This is a genomic window from Dorea sp. Marseille-P4042, assembly GCF_900290215.1.
Taxonomy (GTDB): domain Bacteria; phylum Bacillota; class Clostridia; order Lachnospirales; family Lachnospiraceae; genus Dorea; species Dorea formicigenerans.
Genome location: NZ_OLMI01000001.1, coordinates 520,313 through 541,045, shown reverse-complemented (window position 1 = coordinate 541,045; position 20,733 = coordinate 520,313). Strand labels below are relative to the sequence as shown.

Here is a 20,733-nt window from a genome sequence, read left to right as displayed (position 1 = left end):
ATAATAAAATCCAACGAGAAATAAAATCGAGGAGGATTTTGGAATATGGGAGAAATAGCTGTTGCAATCGCAGACGATAATGAGAGAATTCTGGATCTGCTTGGCGAAATGATTGAAAATAACAAAGAGATGAAGCTGGTTGGGAAAGCCAATAATGGAGAAGATGTATATACACTGATTAAGGAAAAACAGCCAGATGTTGTACTATTAGATCTGATTATGCCGAAAATGGACGGGTTAAGTGTTATGGATACTGTCAATCGGGATCATGATATCAGAAAACATCCAAGTTTTATTATTATCACTGCAGTGGGACAGGAGCGGATTACAGAAGATGCATTTCGTAAAGGTGCTTCTTACTATATTCTGAAACCGTTCAGTAATCAGATGGTGCTGGACAAGATCCGTGAAGCTGGAAAATATCATGTGCCGGAAGCAAAATCATTTGCACCGGTTGGAAATGCAGAAGCTTCGGAGCCGAAGATAAATCTGGAAAATCGTGTAACGGATATGATACATGAGATAGGGATTCCAGCGCATATCAAAGGATATCATTATCTGAGAGATGCGATTCTTATGGCAATTGAAGATATGGATGTATTAAATGCAGTGACAAAAGTATTATATCCGACTGTTGCAAAGATGCATCAGACGACGGCAAGCCGTGTGGAACGTGCAATCCGTCACGCAATTGAAGTGGCGTGGAGCAGAGGAAAATTAGATACTTTGGACGAGCTGTTTGGATATACTGTGAATGGAGGAAAGGGGAAACCGACCAATTCTGAATTCATCGCACTTATCGCAGATACGATACGTTTAGAATATAAACATAGATAAAAGGCTTTTCTTCTGAAAAAAAATACTGTATAATGATTCATATATCGTGGAATCGGGAGGAAATCACTATGAAAAAAATACTCTTTGCCACTTCAGAAGCAGTGCCATTTATTAAGACCGGAGGTCTGGCAGATGTGGCAGGTTCTTTACCGAAATTCTTTGATAAAGAAAAATATGATGTAAGAGTCATGCTTCCAAAGTATATGTGTATGAAAGAATCCTGGAAGGAAAAGCTTCAGTATAAGACGCATTTTTATATGGATCTTGGCTGGCGGACACAGTATGTCGGGGTTCTGGAGACAGAGTATGAAGGAGTCACCTTTTATTTTATCGATAATGAATTTTATTTTAATGGTTTTGCACCATATGGAGAGATGTATACAGATGTTGAGAAGTTTTCATTTTTCTCAAAGGCAGTATTGAGTGCTCTTCCGGTCATTGATTTCAGACCGGACATCATTCACTGCCATGACTGGCAGACGGGACTGATCCCGATATTTCTGGATAATTTTCGGTATTCCGGTGAATATTACCGCGGAATCAAGACTGTGATGACGATACATAATCTGAAGTTCCAGGGGATGTGGGATGCAAAAAAAGTGCGTGACATTACCGGACTTCCGGAGTATTATTTTGTACCGGACAAGCTGACATCTTATGATGATGCCAACATGTTAAAGGGCGGTATCGTCTATGCAGATAAAGTGACAACTGTCAGCAGCTCCTATGCAGAGGAAATTAAGACTCCGTTTTACGGAGAAAAGCTGGAAGGGCTGATGCAGGCCAGGTCGGCAAGCCTTTCCGGTATTGTGAATGGAATCGACTATGATATATATAATCCGCAGACAGACAAGGATATTTACAGGAATTACAGTGTAGAGAATTTCCGGAAAGAGAAGATTAAGAATAAAATTGAACTTCAAAAAGAGCTTGGACTTGCACAGGACCATAAGGAGCTGATGATCGGTATCGTATCCAGACTGACAGATCAGAAGGGATTTGATCTGATCGCTTGTGTGATGGATGAACTGTGTCAGGATGCAATTCAGATTGTTGCGCTTGGAACAGGTGAGGAGCAGTATGAGAATATGTTCCGCCACTATGCATGGAAATATCCGGATAAAGTATCTGCGAATATTTATTATTCAGAGGCAATGTCTCACAAGGTCTATGCGGCATGTGATGCATTTCTGATGCCGTCACTGTTTGAGCCTTGTGGTCTGAGTCAGCTTATGAGCCTTAGATATGGAACGGTTCCGATTGTCAGAGAGACTGGAGGACTTAAGGATACGGTAGAGCCATATAATGAATATGAGAAGACTGGAACAGGATTCAGCTTTGCAAATTATAATGCACATGAGATGATGGCAACTGTGCGTTATGCAGAAAAAATATATTACGACAAGAAGAGAGACTGGAATAAGATTGTAGAACGTGGAATGAGTAAGGATTTTTCATGGAAGAGTTCTGCAAAACAGTATGAGGAATTATACGATGACATGTAAGATAAGGGACATTTTAAAAGATCAGACACCACAGGTTTCATTTGAAATCTTTCCACCGAAGACAGATGCAGGATATGACAGTGTGCTTTCCGCTGCTGAGAAGATTGCGGCATTAAAGCCGTCGTTTATTAGTGTAACTTATGGAGCAGGCGGTGGAACAAGTAAGAACACTGTAAGTATTGCATCTCATATCAAAGATGATTTTGGAGTAACAAGTCTTGCGCACCTGACGTGCGTATCGTCTACAAGAGAAGAAGTACATCGGGTCATTGATAAGTTAAAAGAAAAGAACATTGATAATATATTAGCGCTTCGCGGAGATATTCCGAAAGATAATGCATTTCCACTTCCGAACCAATATCGTTATGCATGTGAACTGATTGAAGATATCAAACAGCAGGGAGATTTCTGCATCGGGGCGGCATGTTATCCGGAAGGCCATGTGGAGACGGAGCATAAGAAAGACGATATCAGCAATCTGAAGACGAAAGTAGACTGTGGAGTTGATTTCCTGACAACACAGATGTTTTTTGATAATAATATTTTTTATAATTTCCTGTATCGTATACGTGAAAAAGGAATTTTAGTTCCGGTACTTCCGGGAATCATGCCGATTACGAATAAAAAGCAGTTAAGACGTTCTATGGAATTATCCGGGACAGCAGTTCCGCAGAGATTCCTGGCAATTATCGATCGGTTTGGAGATGATCCTGAGGCAATGAAGCAGGCGGGAATTGCGTATGCAACAGATCAGATTATTGACCTGATTGCCAATGGTATCAATCACATTCATGTGTATTCTATGAATAAACCGGATGTAGCAGCAGCAATCATGAATAACCTGTCAGCAATATTAAAAGTAGAAGATTAGATTGGATGTTGGAACATGGATAAAAGGACATTAGAAGCGGTCCGTTATCTTGGATATGGAAAACATGCGGTAGACGATCAGACGTTAGCCTTGATCCGGGATTCATTTGAAGACCTGGAACGGGTCGCTAAGAGGAGAATCGTCTATCGCATCTTTGAGTTAAAGGTATCGGACGAAGAACACTTGAATATTGAAGGACTTGAAATTACAAGCAGGAATCTGGCAAAGAATATGAAAGGTTGTACCCAGGTCGTGATGCTTGGTGCAACGCTTGGAGTAGAAGTTGATATGCTGATGAAGCGTTATTCTCTGACAGAAATGTCCAGAACAGTTGTTTTACAGGCCTGTGCAGCAGCAATGCTGGAGGAATATTTAAATAACTGGCAGAAAAGTCTGAAAGAAGAGATGACCTCACAGGGATATTTCCTGCGTCCGAGATTTAGCCCGGGATACGGTGATTTCAGCATTTTACACCAAAAGGATATTCTCGGAATGCTGGATTGTGCAAAGAAGATCGGACTTACTATGACTGAAAGCAGTATGCTGACACCGACGAAATCAGTAACAGCAGTTATAGGACTTGGCAGGGAAGAGGTTCACTGTCATGAAGAAGGATGCGAATCCTGCAGTAAAAAAGATTGTATTTACCGGAGGAATTAACGAATGATATTAGACAGATTAGGGAAAGAACTCATATATTTTGACGGGGGGACCGGAACTCTTCTGCAGGAGCGGGGATTAAAACCGGGAGAATTGCCAGAAACATGGAGCCTGGAACGTGCAGATGATATGATTGATATTGCAAGACAGTATTATGAGGCTGGAAGTGATATTGTGCTAAGTAACACATTTGGCGCAAATGCACTAAAATTTCATAATTCCAGACATAAATTAGATGAAATCGTAAAAGCAGCAATTGAAAATGTGAGAAAAGGAGCTAAACTAGGTGTCAAAGATGGCAGAGAGACTTATGTAGGACTTGATATCGGGCCGACAGGAAAACTCTTAAAGCCAATGGGAGATCTGGATTTTGAAGATGCATATCAGGCGTTTGCAGAGGTGGCAAGACTTGGCGAAGAAGCAGGTGCTGATCTGATCCATATAGAGACGATGAGTGATACTTATGAAGTGAAGACAGCAGTACTTGCTGCAAAGGAGAATACTTCACTTCCGGTATTTGCAACTATGATCTTTGATGACAAAGGAAAACTACTGACCGGAGGAGATGTTCCATCGGTTGTAGCAATGCTGGAAGGGCTCCGCGTAGACGCACTTGGAATCAACTGCGGCATGGGACCGGAGCAGATGATGCCGATTCTGGATGAAATTTTACAATATGCTTCTGTTCCCGTCATTGTTAAGCCGAATGCCGGGCTCCCAAAACAAAAAGACGGAGAGGTGTATTACGACGTAGAACCTGAAGAATTCGGGAGATTCATGGCTGAAATCCTGAAACGTGGTGCCAGTCTGATCGGCGGCTGTTGCGGAACAACTCCGGCGCACATCCGTGCCATGGTGGAAGCAACGAAAGATCAGAGGGACATTACAGACCGGCCTGGAAAAGAATTTATGAACCGGACAATCGTATCCTCCTATGGGCGAGCTGTGGAACTTGGCGGGAAACCGATGATCATCGGAGAGAGAATCAATCCAACAGGTAAGAAGAAATTCAAACAGGCACTCAAAGACCATGATATTGATTATATATTAAGAGAAGCTATTTCACAGCAGGATGCAGGAGCACATATCCTGGACGTCAATGTAGGGCTTCCAGATATAGATGAACCGGCTTTGATGCGTGAGGTGGTGCAGGAGCTTCAAAGCGTAACGAGTCTTCCGCTTCAAATTGATACGGTAGATATAAGTGCTCTGGAAGCAGCTATGCGAATTTACAACGGAAAGCCAATGGTCAACTCTGTCAATGGGAAAAAAAGTTCCATGGATGCAGTATTTCCACTGATTCAGAAATATGGCGGGGTGGTTGTCGGTCTTACTCTCGATGAAGATGGAATTCCGGCAACAGCCGAAGGGCGTGTAAAGGTTGCAGGCAAAATTATCGAAGAGGCAAAGAAATATGGTATCGATAAGAAAGATATTGTAATTGATGTTCTTTGTATGACGATCAGTTCTGAGCCGACAGGAGCAATCACTACGCTGGAAGCTCTGAGGCAGGTACGAGAAAAATATGGAGTTTGTGCGGTACTTGGTGTATCAAACATTTCCTTTGGGCTTCCATACAGACCGGCAGTGAACTCCAATTTCTATACTATGGCAATGCAGTCAGGCTTAAGCGCAGGAATCATTAATCCGCTTTCAGAGGATATGATGCGTTCTTATTATTCTTTCTGTGCGCTGATGAATTATGATGAAAATTGTGAGAAATATATTGAACAGTATGGAAGTCAGAAAGTGCAGGCTGTGACACCTGCCACAAAGGCGGAGATGACGCTTAAGACTGCCATTGAGAAAGGCCTGAAGGAAGAAGCACATCACATAACAGCAGAGCTTGTGAAAGATAAAGCTCCACTGGATATCATTAACGAGGAATTGATCCCGGCACTTGACCAGGTCGGAAAAGGATTTGAAAAAGGAACCGTATTTTTACCACAGCTTCTGATGAGTGCTGATGCAGCAAAGATAGCATTTGCAGTTTTGAAGGATGAACTTGCCAGGAGCGGTGAGAGCGAGCAGGCTAAAGATAAAGTCATTCTTGCTACCGTAAAAGGAGATATTCATGATATTGGCAAGAATATTGTAAAAGTTCTTCTTGAAAATTACAGCTTTGATGTGATCGATCTTGGAAAAGATGTTCCGCCGGAGGAGATTGTCGAGACAGCAATAAAGGAAGATGTCAGACTGGTGGGATTAAGCGCTCTGATGACTACAACTGTAGTCAGCATGGAAGAGACAATCAGACAGCTTCGCAAGAAAAAACCAGAATGCAAGGTAATGGTCGGCGGAGCGGTACTGAATCAGGATTATTCGGATATGATCGGAGCAGATTTCTACGGAAAAGATGCGATGCAGTCCGTTTATTATGCACAACAATTATTTGGAGGAGAGAAATAGACATGAGTTTAATATTACCAGAAAATTATGATCCACACATGACCGTGCGCGAGACACAGAAGGCAATTAAGTATATCCGTGATACATTCCAGAGAGAATTCGGAAAAGAAATGAATCTGGAGCGTATCTCAGCACCGCTTTTTGTTGAGAAGAGCAGTGGTCTTAATGATAACCTGAATGGAGTTGAAAGACCGGTACAGTTTGATGTTGCCGGAATTCCGGGAGAGACCGTAGAAGTTGTACATTCTCTTGCAAAATGGAAACGTATGGCTCTCAAAAAATATGACTTTGAGCCAGGCGAAGGACTCTACACAAACATGAACGCTATCCGGCGCGATGAGGAACTTGATAACCTTCATTCCTGCTATGTTGACCAGTGGGACTGGGAAAAAGTTATCCGTAAGGTGGACAGAACAGAAGAGACATTAAAGACAACCGTACGTCATATCTTTAAAATTATCAAACATATGGAACATGAGGTGTGGTACAAATACCCGCAGGCAGTGAAACATTTACCGGATGATGTAACATTTATCACGACTCAGGAACTGGAAGACAGATATCCGGACAAAACTCCAAAGGAGAGAGAGAACCTGATTACAAAAGAATATGGCTGTGTATTTCTGATGAAGATTGGAGATAAGCTTGCAAGCGGTGAACCACATGACGGACGTGCACCGGATTATGACGACTGGCAGTTGAACGGAGATATTCTGTTCTGGCATGATACATTAGATTGTGCACTTGAAATCTCCAGCATGGGTATCCGAGTAGATGAGAAATCTCTTGCTTCCCAGCTTAAGAAAGCAGGCTGCGAGGACAGACGAGAGCTTCCATACCACAAAATGCTTCTTCACGGAGAACTTCCATACACAATCGGAGGAGGTATTGGACAGTCCAGACTGTGTATGCTCCTTCTCGACCGGGCGCATGTAGGCGAGGTGCAGGCAAGTCTCTGGCCGGAAGAGATGAGACAGACATGCAGAGAGCATGACATTATCCTTTTATAGATTATAAAAATGTAAACGGATAAATTTCGTTTGCCAGGAGAAAAGGAGATTCCACCAAAAGAACTGGAAGAAATTGAATTGAAATAAATTCAACGGACGTTGACAAACGAAAGATGACTACTTATAATTATAAGTTAGTGAATTTTTGAGGAGGAAATTATGCAGAAATACGGAGTTAACGAATTAAGAAGAATGTTCCTTGAATTCTTTGAAAGCAAGGATCACCTGGTACTTAAAAGTTTTTCACTGGTGCCACATAACGATAAAAGTTTATTGTTGATCAATTCCGGTATGGCACCAATGAAGCCATACTTTACAGGACAGGAGATCCCACCGAGAAGAAGAGTGACAACCTGTCAGAAGTGTATCCGTACAGGAGATATCGAGAATGTAGGTAAGACAGCTCGTCATGGTACATTTTTCGAGATGCTTGGTAACTTTTCTTTTGGAGATTATTTTAAGACAGAGGCAATCCACTGGACATGGGAGTTCCTTACAGAGGTTGTAGGACTTGATCCGGAGAGATTATATCCTTCTGTATATGAGAATGACGATGAAGCATGGGAAATCTGGAATAAAGAAATCGGTGTCCCTGCAGAGCGTATCTTCCGTTTCGGAAAAGAAGATAACTTCTGGGAGCATGGTTCAGGTCCTTGTGGTCCATGCTCAGAAGTTTATTATGACCGTGGTGAAAAATATGGTTGTGGAAAACCAGGCTGTACAGTAGGCTGCGAATGTGACCGTTATATGGAAATCTGGAATGATGTATTTTCACAGTTCAACAATGACGGACATGGGAACTATTCTGACCTGGCTCAGAAGAACATTGATACAGGTATGGGACTGGAGCGTCTCGCATGTGTCGTACAGGATGTAGACTCCATGTTTGATATTGATACAATGAAAGCATTGCGTGACCATGTATGCGCTATGTCAGGAAAGCATTATGGCATCGACCACGAGACAGATGTTTCTCTTCGTGTCGTAACAGATCATATCCGTTCTGTTACATTTATGATTTCAGACGGAATTATGCCATCTAACAGTGGCCGTGGTTATGTACTCCGCCGTCTGCTCCGCCGTGCTTGCCGTCACGGAAGACTTCTCGGTATCGAGAGAGCTTTCCTTGTAGAGCTTGCACAGACTGTTATTGATGGTTCAAAAGATGGATATCCGGAGCTTGAAGAGAAGAAAGACTTTATCTTCAACGTGATTGCAAAAGAAGAGGCTCAGTTCAATAAGACAATTGATCAGGGACTTTCTATTCTTGCAGACATGGAAGAAGAGATGAAGAAAAATGGTGAGACAGTTCTTTCCGGAGAAAATGCATTTAAACTTTATGATACTTATGGATTCCCAATTGATCTGACAAGCGAGATTCTGGATGAGAAGGGCCTGACTTATGATAAGGAAGGGTTTGAAAAAGCTCAGAAAGAGCAGCGTGCGAAATCAGAGGGAACATTTGGTACTCACAGCTACACTGGAAAAGACGCTACAGTTTATGATGAACTGGATGCAGAGCTTGCAACAGAATTCGTAGGATACGAGAATCTTGTATGTGATGCAAAAGTGACAGCACTTACAAGTGAAGAGGAGATTGTAGACGCATTATCCGATGGCGAGAAAGGTACAATTATTGTTGATAAGACTACATTTTATGGAACAATGGGTGGTCAGGAAGGTGACATCGGTACCATTAAGACTGCTGGTGGAGAGTTCGTAGTAGAGAATACAATTCACCTTGCCGGAACAAAGATTGGACATGTGGGATATGTAAGCCATGGAATGATCAAAGTCGGTGATCCAGTATCTATGGAAGTAGATAAAGAGAACCGTAATCTGTCAGCAAGAAACCACAGTGCAACACATCTTCTTCAGGCAGCTCTCCGCCAGGTACTTGGAACACATGTTGAGCAGGCAGGTTCTTATGTAGATGCTGAGAGACTTCGTTTTGACTTTACACATTTCTCAGCATTGTCAAAAGAAGAGTTAAAGCAAGTAGAAAATATTGTAAATGAAAAGATTGCAGAATGCTTACCGGTCGTAGCTAAGAATATGCCAATCGAGGAAGCAAGAAAGACTGGAGCAGCAGCCCTTTTCGGTGAGAAATATGGTGATGTTGTCCGTGTCGTAAGCATGGGAGATTTTTCAGTAGAGTTCTGTGGAGGTACTCACGTATCGAATACAGGAGTTATCAGTGCACTTAAGATTATTTCTGAGACAGGTGTTGCAGCAGGAGTCAGACGTATTGAGGCTCTGACTTCAAAGGGACTTCTGAAATATTATGATGATATGGAAAAGAAACTTCAAGAGGCAGCAGCTCTTGTGAAAGCAACTCCGAACCAGTTATCAGATAAGATCCGTCATCTTCAGGCTGAGAATAAAGATCTTCACAGCGAGCTTGAGAGCGTGAAGAGTAAGATGGCAAAAGAGGCAATGGGAGATGTATCTGATCAGGTTACAGAAGTAAAAGGTGTAAAACTTATTGCTGCAAAAGTAGAGGATGTAGATATGAATGGACTTCGTGATCTTGGAGATCAGTTGAAAGAAAAACTTGGTGAAGGTGTGATCGTTCTTGCATCCGCGGCAGGTGGAAAGGTAAGCCTTGTTGCAATGGCAACAGATGAGGCTGTGAAGAAAGGTGCCCATGCCGGAAATCTGATCAAAGGCATTGCCGGCCTTGTTGGAGGTGGCGGCGGTGGACGTCCGAATATGGCACAGGCTGGAGGAAAGAATCCAGACGGAATTGACGCTGCAATTGCAAAAGTAAGTGAAGTCCTGGAGAGCCAGTTATAGACATTTGATCAGACTTTTCAGGGGTAGTTTATGGAGCAAAAACAAGAACAGAAACAAGAGTTAAAAAAGAATTTGGGCGCAGTGACAGCGATGGCAACCGTTGTTGGAAGCGTTATCGGGTCTGGGGTTTTCTTTAAACCCCAGGCTATTTATACAGCGACAGGCGGCGCTCCTGGACTTGGAATGCATGCCTGGCTGATTACCGGAATTGTAAGTATCGCGGCAGCATTGACATTTTCAGAAGTTGCAATCATGATTCCGAAAACAGGTGGAATCGTAGCCTATCTGGAAGAAATTTATAATCCGATGATTGGATTTTTGGCAGGCTGGGTACAGATTTTATTATTTTATCCGGCCATGATATCTGCCCTTGCAGTGGCAGGAGGTCAGCAGATGGCGTTTTTTATCGGGGACGGTTATATTGCTCCGGTAGCAGTTGCCATGATTATCATTATCATCTTTCTGAATTCTATGGGATCCAAGATAGGTGGCAGTGTACAAGTCATTTTTACAGTCTGCAAGATGATTCCGTTAATCCTTTTGATGATTTTCGGGTTTGTGCGCGGGGCAGGAACGAATCCAGTCTTTACTCCGATGGTAGGCGAAGGACTAAGTCCGATGGTCGTTCTCGGTCAGCTTATGATCGCGATTTTATTTGCATTCGAAGGCTGGACCAATGTAGGAGCAATTGCGGGAGAGATGAAGAATCCGGGAAAGGATCTTCCTGTTGCCATCGTTGGCGGAGTATCACTGATCATGGCAGTTTATTTTATCATTAATCTTGCATATCTGTGGGTACTTCCGGCATCCGAACTTGCAACACTGACTGCACCGGCATCAGCTGTAGCAGTGAAGATTTTAGGAAAACTTGGAGGACAGATTGTATCAATCGGAATCATTGTTTCCGTATTCGGAAGCTGTAACGGATTTATACTTTCCGGTTCCCGTGTGGCATATTCTCTTGCGGCAGAAGGAAAATTTCCATTCCACAAGACATTTGCAAAATTGAATGGAGCACAGGTTCCGGCAAATGCAATTATGCTTGTCGGAGGCATCGGTGCATTTTATGCATTAAGTGGTCAGTTTAATCTGCTGACAGACCTGGCGGTATTTTCAAGCTGGACATTCTACACACTGACATTTCTCGGTGTGATCAAACTCAGAAAAGACCGTCCAAATGCAGTGAGAACCTATAAAGTGCCGTTATATCCTATTGTTCCGCTCATTGCGATTGCCAGCGGAATCTTTGTTATTATCAATCAGATTTTTCTGGCAGGGCACAGATCGACCATAATTTCCATTGCCAGCATAATTGTTATGCTGCTTGGACTGCCGGCATATATGATAATAAAAAAAGATTGTAAAAACATATTGACGTAACGTAAATTTATGATATAATCGTATGTGTGCAAAAAATATACCCGAACAGTCGTATAATGCACAATATAGGACTGGAGGGGAGGTTAGGTGTGAGACTATGTCAAATGTAATCGTAAAAGAAAACGAGACGTTAGACAGCGCTTTACGCAGATTCAAAAGAAACTGTGCAAAGGCTGGAATTCAGCAGGAGATTCGTAAAAGAGAGCATTACGAGAAACCAAGCGTAAGACGTAAAAAGAAATCTGAAGCTGCTAGAAAACGTAAGTATAACTAATATGTGCAAAAAACGGAGTGTCTTTTGACACTCCGTTTTATATCAGCTGGGAGTTATCTCCCAGCTGATATAGCCTCCGGCAGGATTGCAGAGTGCAAAGCACGGATCAGTTCGTGGGTGTAATTATAAAGATTTCAGTTCCTGATATACCCGTCCAATCGGAAGCCCTACCACATTATTGTAATCACCTTTTATTCCTTTTACATGAATAGAAAAAACACCCTGTATACCGTAAGCTCCGGCTTTATCTAACGGATCACCGGATTCTACATAGCGGTGAAGGTCTTCTTTATCAATCGGATAGAGCGTGACATCGGTCTGGCAGTAAAATGTCTTAATAGTCTTTTCCCCTTGCTTTTTCTGAATCAGTGAAACACCTGTGTAGACCTGATGTGTGCGGTCTGCAAGCATGGACAGCATATCGTAGGCTTCCTGTTTATCAGCAGGTTTTCCAAGAATCTCATCACGATAAACAACAATCGTATCGGATCCAATGACAGTATAATCGTCAGAATCTGTAATTTTAGCGTAGACATTTTCCGCTTTTTGGTGAGCCAGTTCCATAACAACATCGGACGGCACTTCTTTTGTAATCTTTTCGTTCACGTCAGACGGAATCACATCAAATTCAAGACCCGTGCGTGCAAGCAGTTCCCGCCTTCTCGGTGACTGTGATGCAAGAATATATCGCATAATAAATACCTCATTTCTTTCTGATTTCAAATATCAGGATACTATTTGCAGTATACCTGATAAATACCACAAATATCTGCAATTAAGATTTGCGTTAAATAAATATTTTATAGTACTCACTTTGATATTTATGGTAAACTGAAAAGAGGAAAGATGCAAGAGAAAACTTATGGAGGAAGATTATGTATATCAGTGAGATTAAGACCGGTGCGCCGACAGACGTAAGATGCCCGCTGGAACGCCGTATGTACGAGACTTTAGATAAATTGAGGATCTCATATGAGCGTGTGGACAATGACCCGGCAGCGAGCATGGAGGAGTGTGCAGAGGTGGACAAAGTTCTTGGAACTGAAATCCGGAAAAATGTGTTCTTATGTAACCAGAAAAAGACAACATTTTTCCTGCTTGTCATGCCGGCAAATAAATCCTTTGACACAGCAGCTTTCAGTAAGAAACTGGGTGTATCCCATATGTCATTTGCACCGCCGGAGAAAATGCTTAAGCATCTTGGAACGACACCGGGATCAGCCAGTGTGGCAGGACTTCTCGTGGACGAAGACGACTATGTGCAGGTAATTGTAGATAAAGAAGTGGCAGAGAGTGAATGGTTCGGTTGCAATCCGGGAATTAATACAAGTCATTTGAAATTTAAGACACAGGATTTATTACAGAAGTTTTTGCCAAAGATTCACCACAGAGCAAGGATTGTAGATTTATAACAGAAGAAAGAAGAAGTAACATGAAATCAGCAGACGATTTGAGACAGTTATTACAAAATATTGATAGAAAAAGTTATCCGGCTTATAAGGGTACGAAAGGAGTATATCGATTTGGCAAATATGCATTGGGAATCGATCATGTACAGGGAGATCCGTTTGCGGCACCGTCCAGCCTTCATATTGAAGTTTCGGGAAAAGTGGCTGCATTTCCAGAATATCTTTATGACGAAAAATGGAAACAGATCGCACTTGAGGATTATCTAATCCGTCAGTTTGGCACAGCAATCGGAAAATATTCATTTCAGGCGAAAGGATCCGGAAAGAGTGGAATTATTTCTGTGACTAGATGTGGTCAGGAAATTCTAAAGCGGAGCGCCTGTGAGATCAATCCGGCAAATGGAAACATTCGCATGCGATTTGAGGCTGGATTTCCGGCAAATGGAAGAACCATCAATGCAAGAGAGCTTTCAAAAATTTTATTCGATTATCTCCCGGAGTGCGTGGAGAGTTCTCTTTTCTATGCAAGACAAGATAAGAAAAAAGTGGAGCGTGTCATGGAGCTATCCGTAGACCAGCAATATATCCGTGAGCAGTTAAAAGAACAGGGACTTGTAGCGTTTGTGGCAGATAAAGCCGTTCTTCCGCGTGAGTCGGGTGTCTCAGCAAAGCCGATGAAAGGAGCTGTGCCATTTGCTTCGCCGGAATCGATGAAAGTGACCATGGATTTACCATACGCAGGCAAAATCACAGGTATGGGCATCAAAAAAGGAATCACCTTGATTGTTGGTGGTGGCTATCACGGAAAATCTACCCTTCTAAAAGCGCTGGAAATAGGCGTATATCCGCACATTGCAGGTGATGGCAGGGAATATGTCATTACAGAGTCAGATGCAGTGAAAATCCGCGCTGAGGACGGCAGAAGTATCAAGGACACAGACATTTCTATGTTCATCAATGACCTGCCAAATGGGAAAGACACGAAAACATTTTCCACGGAGGATGCCAGTGGAAGTACATCCCAGGCGGCAAATGTAGTGGAGGCCATGGAGGCTGGCGCTGCAGCGCTTCTCATCGATGAGGATACGTCGGCGACCAACTTTATGGTGCGAGATGAACTGATGCAAAGAGTGATTCACCGGGATATGGAGCCGATTACACCATTTATTGAAAGAATGCGTGATTTATATGAAAATCAGGGCATTTCCACAATTCTAGTTGCGGGAAGCTCCGGGGCATATTTTCAGGTAGCAGATGTGGTGATTCAGATGGATCGGTATGTCCCGAAAGAAATTACAGCCCTTGCAAAAGAGGCTGCCAGCCAGTATCCGGCACTGGAATTGCCAGAAGGAAATGTGAAACTACCAGAGTCCAGACGATGCCCGAAGAAAAATGCAGGGTTAGTTCATAAAGGACGTATCAAGATTAAGAACATGGGAAGAGACGGTGTAGTCCTGAACCATGAAAACATTGATCTTCGATATGTGGAACAGCTTGCAGATCCCGAACAACTTACCTGCCTGGGGTATCTTCTCCGTTATATGGAAGAACAGGAATTTGACGGCAGAAAAGAAGCCGGACAGATTATCAAACGACTGGTGAAGAAGCTGGAAGCGGAAGGATTTGCAGCGGTCTGTGAGAGTGGAAATGTTCCGGGCAATCTGGCAATGCCGAGAAAACAGGAGGTATATGCATGCGTGAACCGATATCGGGGCATGAAGTTGTAAAGAAAAAGAGAGACTGCAATAATCTGGAAAAAGAAACTGCGGGTTTAGAAAAGGTAAAAGTAATCGCAAGAATTCACACAGATTTTCCGACTAAATTCGGGATTCCAAGACAGAGTGGGCTTTCCGATGCGACTGGACTTGTTGTATTTGAGCCGGAGTTTCGCCAGCCGGATGCTTTGAGAGGAATCGAAGAATACACACACCTGTGGATTCTGTGGGGATTTTCGGAAGTAAGACAAGAATCCGGTACATGGAAAGCGACCGTACGGCCTCCGAGACTTGGAGGAAATGAACGAGTCGGAGTATTCGCCTGTCGTTCTCCTTACCGCCCGAATCCAATCGGACTGTCTTGTGTAAAACTGGAACGAATCATTTCTCATGAAAAGTACGGAATGTGCCTGCTTGTATCAGGAGTAGATATGATGGACCAAACACCAATTTACGATATCAAGCCGTATCTGCCGTATGTGGATGCACACCCGGAGGCAAGTGGTGGATTTGCGCATAAAAAACAGACCTATCATCTGGAAGTGCATATACCTGATGAGGGTATGAAAAAGATTCCGGAAGAAAAGAGAAAAGTCGTGATGCAGATACTGAGTCAGGATCCAAGACCTTCTTATCAGAATGACCCGGAGAGAGTATATGGCATGGAATTTGCTGGGTTTGAGGTGAAATTTCGTGTAGAGGGAAGCACACTTTACGTGGTAAGTGTGACGAAAAAGGAAAAGGAATGAAATAAGATAAATATTCACATTAAAAAGATCATTTACGAAAAAGTGTAGATGGTCTTTTAAGTGCATTTTATGAAAGAAGTATATCTTGATTTCTTTACTGAGAAAAATTTATGAAAAAAGAACTTGCAATATACCCTTAAGGGGTATATACTGTCACTGTAATCAAGAAAGGTGTGCATACTATGGAAGAAAAGAAAGAATGTTGTTGTCATAAGAAAAAGGAGCGGACAGAAAAGGAATACAAGGATCTTCTGAACCGCTTAAGCCGGATTGAAGGCCAGGTACGAGGAATTAAGCGTATGGTGGAAGAGGACGCATACTGTACGGATATTCTGATTCAGGTTTCAGCGGTCAATGCGGCGCTGAATAGCTTTAACAAGGTGCTTCTTGCTAATCATATCCGCACTTGCGTAGCGGAAGATATCCGTGCAGGGAAAGAAGAGACAATCGATGAACTGGTTGCCACGCTCCAAAAACTTATGAAGTAATAGTTAGGCAGGTGTTTTAATGATGGAACAATATACAGTGACAGGAATGAGCTGTGCGGCCTGCAGTTCCAGAGTAGAGAAGGCTGTGTCAAAGGTGCCGGGTGTTACATCCTGCTCGGTCAGTCTTCTGACGAACTCCATGGGAGTCGAAGGAACAGCAACGTCAGCTCAAATTATAGAAGCAGTGGAAAATGCCGGATATGGTGCATCGCTGAAAGGTGCAGCAAATGAAAAGACAGGCAGTGCTGCCGGAAACAATGATGATTTTTTGAAAGACAGAGATACACCAGTATTGAAGCGGAGGCTGATTGCTTCTTTATGTTTCCTTATACCACTTATGTATCTGTCCATGGGACATATGATGTGGAACTGGCCATTGCCAGGATTTATGGCGGACAATCATGTGGCAATGGGACTGGCTCAGTTGCTTTTGACTACGATTGTTATGGTCATCAACCAGAAGTTCTTTATCAGCGGATTTAAAGGACTGATTCATAAAGCGCCGAATATGGACACACTGGTTGCCCTTGGTTCTACAGCTTCTTATGGATACAGTGTTTATGCGCTGTTTGCTATGACAGATGCGCAGATGCGCATGGATATGGATGCCGTGATGTCATATATGCATGAATTCTATTTTGAGTCTGCAGCTATGATCCTGACTCTTATTACGGTTGGAAAGATGCTGGAGGCACATTCCAAAGGTAAGACGACAGATGCTCTTAAGAGTCTGATGAAACTGGCTCCGAAGACGGCAGTACTGCTCCGCGATGGAAAAGAAGAAACAGTTTCCATTGAGCAGGTGAAAAAAGGAGACATTTTCATAGTAAGACCTGGTGAAAATATACCAGTAGATGGTATTGTTCTGGAAGGAAACAGTGCGGTCAATGAGGCAGCTCTGACCGGTGAGAGCATTCCGGTAGATAAGGCGCCAAATGATACAGTATCTGCTGCGACAGTCAATCAGTCCGGTTTCTTAAAATGTGAGGCTTCAAGAGTCGGAGAGGACACAACACTGTCCCAGATTATTCAGATGGTCAGCGATGCGGCGGCAACAAAAGCACCGATTGCAAAGATTGCAGACCGGGTATCAGGTGTATTTGTACCAACGGTTATTACAATCGCAGTGATTACGATTGTTGTGTGGCTTTTAGCTGGTCAGAGCGTCGGATTTGCTCTTGCTAGAGGAATTTCCGTACTTGTTATCAGTTGCCCATGTGCCCTTGGACTTGCCACTCCGGTCGCAATTATGGTTGGAAATGGTATAGGCGCGAAAAATGGAATTATGTTCAAGACAGCCGTTTCTCTGGAAGAGACAGGAAAAATGGAAATTGTTGCTCTTGATAAAACCGGAACTATAACAAGTGGCGAACCTCAGGTCACAGATATTCTCCCTGCAAATGGAGTAAGTGAATCTGAATTACTGGTTCTTGCATACATTTTGGAGAAGAAGAGTGAACACCCACTTGCAAAAGCAATCACAGGACGTGTAGAATCAGAAGTAGAGCAGTCTGAGCGCGAAAAATTGACAGAAGTATCTGACTTTCAGGCAGTTCCGGGAAATGGACTTTCCGGTAAAATAGGTGGCGCAGAAGTTCTTGGTGGAAACTTGAACTATATCGGACAGTATTCCGAAGTATCTGAAGAAATGAAGCGTCAGGCAGAACATTTGTCCGAACAGGGGAAAACCCCACTATTCTTCAGCCAGAACGGAACATTTATGGGAATTATTGCAGTGGCTGATGTTATCAAAGAAGACAGTCCGAGAGCGGTAAAAGAACTTCAGAACATGGGAATACACGTTGTTATGCTCACAGGTGACAATGAGCGTACTGCAAAAGCAATCGGCGTGCAGGCAGGTGTTGACGAGGTGATCGCAGGCGTACTTCCGGAAGGAAAAGAAAGCGTGATCCGAAGACTTAAGACAAAAGGAAAGGTTGCCATGGCCGGTGACGGTATCAACGATGCACCGGCACTTACAAGAGCAGATATGGGAATCGCAATCGGAGCCGGAACAGATATTGCCATTGATGCAGCAGACGTTGTATTGATGAAGAGCCGTTTAAGCGATGTACCGGCAGCTATCCGCATGAGCCGTGCAACACTTCGGAACATTCATGAAAATCTGTTCTGGGCATTCTTCTACAATGTCATTGGAATCCCATTGGCAGCAGGTATCTGGTATCCATTATTCGGACTGAAACTGAATCCGATGTTCGGTGCGGCAGCCATGAGCTTATCCAGCTTCTGTGTTGTTACAAATGCACTGAGACTGAATCTCTTCAAAATGTATGACGCAAGCAAAGATAAAAAAATAAAACATAAAAAAGAAAGTAAAAAGAAACAGGAGGAATCAACCATGACAAAGACAATGAAAATCGAAGGAATGATGTGCGGACACTGTGAGGCAAGAGTAAAGAAAACTCTGGAATCAATTGACGGTGTCAAAGAGGCAGTTGTAAGCCACGAAGCAGGAACAGCCGTAGTGACACTGGAAAAAGAGGTTGCTGATGAAGTGCTTAAAAATGCAGTAGAGGCACAGGACTATCCGGTAAAAGGAATTGAGTAGAAGATATTTTTGTATATATGTGTGAATATAAATGTAAAAGGATGGTGAGATTTTGTTATGCCAATGTTGAAAGATGATTACCAGAAGACAGAAAAGATTAACGGTGTAATTTATAATATGTCTCCGGCAGCCAATTTCAGACATGGAATTGTAAATGGAAACATTTATGGAAAAGTGAGAGAAGGGCTGAAGGATAGTTTATGTCTGGTATTTATGGAAAACCTGGATTATAAATATCACCCGGAGGTAAACGATGACTATGTTGTACCCGATATTATGCTTGTCTGTGATCGAAAAGGTCTGAAACACAGTGCATATCATGGAACACCAAAGTTTATTGTAGAGACATTGAGTCCGGCGACAGCACTCAGAGACAAGACGGAGAAGAAAGAGATTTATGAGCAGGCAGGAGTAAGCGAGTATTGGATTGTCTCACCAAGGGAGCATGCAGTAGAGATATATTATCTTGAAGAAGGAAAATATAAATTAGTGTACAGTTATATTCTTCAGGAGGATAAGGACGAAAAAGATTATAATGCCGATACGATTATTACCTTGCGGGAGTTTCCGCATATAGCCATGACATTGGAAGAGATTTTTGATAAGGTAGATTAAAAATGAAGTTATAAAACAATCCCTCCATCATATATTTACTACAAAAGTATGTGTTGGAGCACGGATTATGAAAAAATTTCTGGTGTGGTTAATCTGCTTGATTCTACTGACACAACCGGTTTTGGCGCAGTCTGAAAAACTGATTATTCTGAATACGAATACGGGACAGAATACAGACGCAGACACTGGCCAGAACGCTGGAGCAGGAGAGCAGAATTCATCGGATACAACAGAAAATACAGATAATGTAAATACGCAGCAGACGGGAAATGTGGACATCTCCGCACCGTCTGCTCTTTTAATGGAAGCATCTACGGGACAGGTAATTTATGAAAAAGATGCAGATTCCAAGAGACCGCCGGCAAGTGTCACAAAGGTCATGACATTGCTGCTGATTTTTGATGCGCTGCAAGAAGGAAAGATACATTTAGAGGACGAGGTGACAACGTCAGAATATGCGGCTTCTATGGGTGGCTCCCAGGTATTCTTAGAACCTGGTGAAGTGCAGACAGTAGAGACACTGATAAAATGTATTTCCGTAGCCAGTGCAAACGACGCCTGTGTGTGCATGGCAGAGTACATTTGTGGAAATGAACAGGAATTTGTAAATCAGATGAATGAGCGGGCGAAAGGCCTTGGCATGGAGAATACACATTTTGTCAACTGTAACGGACTTGACGCAGAGGGACATGTGACGACGGCAAGGGACATTGCGTTAATGTCCAGAGAGCTGATCCATACATATCCACAGATTTTTGATTACTGCAATATCTGGATGGAGGATATCACGCACACGACGAAAAAGGGCTCTACACAGTTTGGACTTACAAATACGAACAAAATGATCCGGCAATACGAATATGCGACTGGGCTTAAGACGGGGTCGACCAGTCAGGCAAAGTTCTGTATTTCTGCAACAGCAAGGAAAGATAACACGGATATGATTGCTGTCATTATGGCGGCAGATGACAGCAAAGCAAGAATGCGGGACGCGATTGCACTGCTGAATTATGGATTTGGAAAATGTCAGAAGTATCAGGAAGATAAAGTAAACAAAATACCGAATGTGCCGGTAAAACATGGAGTTGAAAAGAAAGTCGGCGCCGCGCAGATGGAATTATTTTCTTATGTAGATGTGACAGGTGCAGATTTATCTACGATAAAGAAAATAGTAAAATTAAAAGAGAATGCGACAGCACCGGTCAGACAGGGGGATAAAATAGGCGAAGTAATTTATTCGCTGAATGGAAAAGAGATTGGCAAAGTAGACATTCTTGCAACAGAAGATGTAGAAGAAATCAGTTACGGAAGTGCCATGAAAGAAGCCGTGCGTGGGTGGACATTATAATTAGTCATTGCTAAATGAAAATAATTGTGATTATATTATATTGACAGCGAAAATATCCGGGCACCTTAAAGCAATAGGATATTTTTAAATTACTAGAA

17 protein-coding genes are annotated in these 20,733 nt (G+C 42.7%); 16 read left to right on the top strand and 1 reads right to left on the bottom strand.

Annotated elements, in window-relative coordinates; all coding sequences use genetic code 11:
• Positions 1-45: 45 nt before the first annotated feature.
• From spo0A to rpsU, 9 genes are all read left to right on the top strand, one after another.
• Positions 46-837 carry a sporulation transcription factor Spo0A gene (gene spo0A, locus C7E02_RS02785; RefSeq protein ID WP_005330257.1) on the top strand — a complete coding sequence of 264 codons (792 nt, stop codon included), beginning with the start codon at positions 46-48 and terminating at the stop codon, positions 835-837.
• A gap of 68 nt (positions 838-905) precedes the next feature.
• Complete coding sequence (gene glgA, locus C7E02_RS02780; RefSeq protein WP_105308756.1) at positions 906-2,342, top strand: glycogen synthase GlgA; 1,437 nt, start codon at positions 906-908, stop codon at positions 2,340-2,342.
• Positions 2,332-3,213, top strand: a complete 882-nt coding sequence (gene metF, locus C7E02_RS02775) for a methylenetetrahydrofolate reductase [NAD(P)H] (protein ID WP_022279359.1) — start codon at positions 2,332-2,334, stop codon at positions 3,211-3,213. The genes glgA and metF overlap by 11 nt, the downstream gene beginning before the upstream one ends.
• Before the next feature lie 15 nt (positions 3,214-3,228).
• Positions 3,229-3,873 carry a vitamin B12 dependent-methionine synthase activation domain-containing protein gene (locus C7E02_RS02770; protein ID WP_005330265.1) on the top strand — a complete coding sequence of 215 codons (645 nt, stop codon included), beginning with the start codon at positions 3,229-3,231 and terminating at the stop codon, positions 3,871-3,873.
• A 3-nt stretch (positions 3,874-3,876) separates the two neighbouring features.
• Positions 3,877-6,282 (top strand): homocysteine S-methyltransferase family protein, encoded by a 2,406-nt coding sequence (locus C7E02_RS02765; RefSeq protein WP_105308755.1) that lies wholly within the window; start codon positions 3,877-3,879, stop codon positions 6,280-6,282.
• A gap of 2 nt (positions 6,283-6,284) precedes the next feature.
• Positions 6,285-7,292, top strand: a complete 1,008-nt coding sequence (asnA, locus tag C7E02_RS02760; RefSeq protein ID WP_005336604.1) for an aspartate--ammonia ligase — start codon at positions 6,285-6,287, stop codon at positions 7,290-7,292.
• 159 nt (positions 7,293-7,451) lie between these two features.
• The gene (gene alaS / locus C7E02_RS02755; protein ID WP_005336602.1) at positions 7,452-10,088 is read left to right on the top strand and encodes an alanine--tRNA ligase; all 2,637 of its coding nucleotides are present in this window, start codon (positions 7,452-7,454) and stop codon (positions 10,086-10,088) included.
• A 30-nt stretch (positions 10,089-10,118) separates the two neighbouring features.
• Positions 10,119-11,468, top strand: coding sequence for an APC family permease (locus tag C7E02_RS02750; RefSeq protein ID WP_005336597.1), 1,350 nt, complete (start codon positions 10,119-10,121; stop codon positions 11,466-11,468).
• A gap of 97 nt (positions 11,469-11,565) precedes the next feature.
• A complete protein-coding gene (gene rpsU, locus C7E02_RS02745) occupies positions 11,566-11,742 on the top strand; it encodes a 30S ribosomal protein S21 (protein ID WP_004054229.1) in 177 nt (58 codons plus the stop codon).
• 123 nt (positions 11,743-11,865) lie between these two features.
• On the opposite strand, the gene C7E02_RS02740 is transcribed toward rpsU, so the two are convergent.
• A complete protein-coding gene (locus C7E02_RS02740; protein ID WP_195657762.1) occupies positions 11,866-12,438 on the bottom strand; it encodes a Maf family protein in 573 nt (190 codons plus the stop codon).
• Positions 12,439-12,617: 179 nt separating this feature from the next.
• Between C7E02_RS02740 and C7E02_RS02735 the strand changes: the two genes are divergently transcribed.
• The 7 genes from C7E02_RS02735 (at position 12,618) to C7E02_RS02705 (ending at position 20,635) form a co-directional block, all read left to right on the top strand.
• Positions 12,618-13,154: a prolyl-tRNA synthetase associated domain-containing protein gene (locus tag C7E02_RS02735; protein WP_105308754.1), complete on the top strand. Its 537-nt coding sequence runs from the start codon at positions 12,618-12,620 to the stop codon at positions 13,152-13,154.
• Between the two features lie 20 nt (positions 13,155-13,174).
• The gene (locus C7E02_RS02730; protein ID WP_105308753.1) at positions 13,175-14,878 is read left to right on the top strand and encodes an ABC-ATPase domain-containing protein; all 1,704 of its coding nucleotides are present in this window, start codon (positions 13,175-13,177) and stop codon (positions 14,876-14,878) included.
• Complete coding sequence (gene tsaA, locus C7E02_RS02725; protein ID WP_105308752.1) at positions 14,845-15,615, top strand: tRNA (N6-threonylcarbamoyladenosine(37)-N6)-methyltransferase TrmO; 771 nt, start codon at positions 14,845-14,847, stop codon at positions 15,613-15,615. The genes C7E02_RS02730 and tsaA overlap by 34 nt, the downstream gene beginning before the upstream one ends.
• A gap of 182 nt (positions 15,616-15,797) precedes the next feature.
• Positions 15,798-16,103, top strand: a complete 306-nt coding sequence (locus tag C7E02_RS02720; RefSeq protein WP_005336590.1) for a metal-sensing transcriptional repressor — start codon at positions 15,798-15,800, stop codon at positions 16,101-16,103.
• Between the two features lie 22 nt (positions 16,104-16,125).
• On the top strand, positions 16,126-18,672 hold the full coding sequence (locus C7E02_RS02715; RefSeq protein WP_105308998.1) for a heavy metal translocating P-type ATPase: 2,547 nt from the start codon (positions 16,126-16,128) through the stop codon (positions 18,670-18,672).
• A 57-nt stretch (positions 18,673-18,729) separates the two neighbouring features.
• A complete protein-coding gene (locus C7E02_RS02710) occupies positions 18,730-19,287 on the top strand; it encodes a Uma2 family endonuclease (RefSeq protein WP_105308751.1) in 558 nt (185 codons plus the stop codon).
• Between the two features lie 67 nt (positions 19,288-19,354).
• Positions 19,355-20,635 (top strand): D-alanyl-D-alanine carboxypeptidase family protein, encoded by a 1,281-nt coding sequence (locus tag C7E02_RS02705; RefSeq protein WP_022278361.1) that lies wholly within the window; start codon positions 19,355-19,357, stop codon positions 20,633-20,635.
• The last annotated feature ends 98 nt before the right edge of the window (positions 20,636-20,733 follow it).

Excerpts from the sequence above, each read along its gene's own strand:
- rpsU (WP_004054229.1), top strand. The coding sequence starts at position 11,566 with ATGTCAAATGTAATCGTAAAAGAAAACGAGACGTTAGACAGCGCTTTA.
- alaS (WP_005336602.1), top strand. The coding sequence starts at position 7,452 with ATGCAGAAATACGGAGTTAACGAATTAAGAAGAATGTTCCTTGAATTC.
- C7E02_RS02710 (WP_105308751.1), top strand. The coding sequence starts at position 18,730 with ATGCCAATGTTGAAAGATGATTACCAGAAGACAGAAAAGATTAACGGT.
- glgA (WP_105308756.1), top strand. The coding sequence starts at position 906 with ATGAAAAAAATACTCTTTGCCACTTCAGAAGCAGTGCCATTTATTAAG.
- tsaA (WP_105308752.1), top strand. The coding sequence starts at position 14,845 with ATGCGTGAACCGATATCGGGGCATGAAGTTGTAAAGAAAAAGAGAGAC.
- C7E02_RS02715 (WP_105308998.1), top strand. The coding sequence starts at position 16,126 with ATGGAACAATATACAGTGACAGGAATGAGCTGTGCGGCCTGCAGTTCC.
- C7E02_RS02765 (WP_105308755.1), top strand. The coding sequence starts at position 3,877 with ATGATATTAGACAGATTAGGGAAAGAACTCATATATTTTGACGGGGGG.
- C7E02_RS02750 (WP_005336597.1), top strand. The coding sequence starts at position 10,119 with ATGGAGCAAAAACAAGAACAGAAACAAGAGTTAAAAAAGAATTTGGGC.
- C7E02_RS02720 (WP_005336590.1), top strand. The coding sequence starts at position 15,798 with ATGGAAGAAAAGAAAGAATGTTGTTGTCATAAGAAAAAGGAGCGGACA.
- C7E02_RS02770 (WP_005330265.1), top strand. The coding sequence starts at position 3,229 with ATGGATAAAAGGACATTAGAAGCGGTCCGTTATCTTGGATATGGAAAA.
- spo0A (WP_005330257.1), top strand. The coding sequence starts at position 46 with ATGGGAGAAATAGCTGTTGCAATCGCAGACGATAATGAGAGAATTCTG.
- C7E02_RS02705 (WP_022278361.1), top strand. The coding sequence starts at position 19,355 with ATGAAAAAATTTCTGGTGTGGTTAATCTGCTTGATTCTACTGACACAA.
- C7E02_RS02730 (WP_105308753.1), top strand. The coding sequence starts at position 13,175 with ATGAAATCAGCAGACGATTTGAGACAGTTATTACAAAATATTGATAGA.
- asnA (WP_005336604.1), top strand. The coding sequence starts at position 6,285 with ATGAGTTTAATATTACCAGAAAATTATGATCCACACATGACCGTGCGC.
- C7E02_RS02735 (WP_105308754.1), top strand. The coding sequence starts at position 12,618 with ATGTATATCAGTGAGATTAAGACCGGTGCGCCGACAGACGTAAGATGC.
- metF (WP_022279359.1), top strand. The coding sequence starts at position 2,332 with ATGACATGTAAGATAAGGGACATTTTAAAAGATCAGACACCACAGGTT.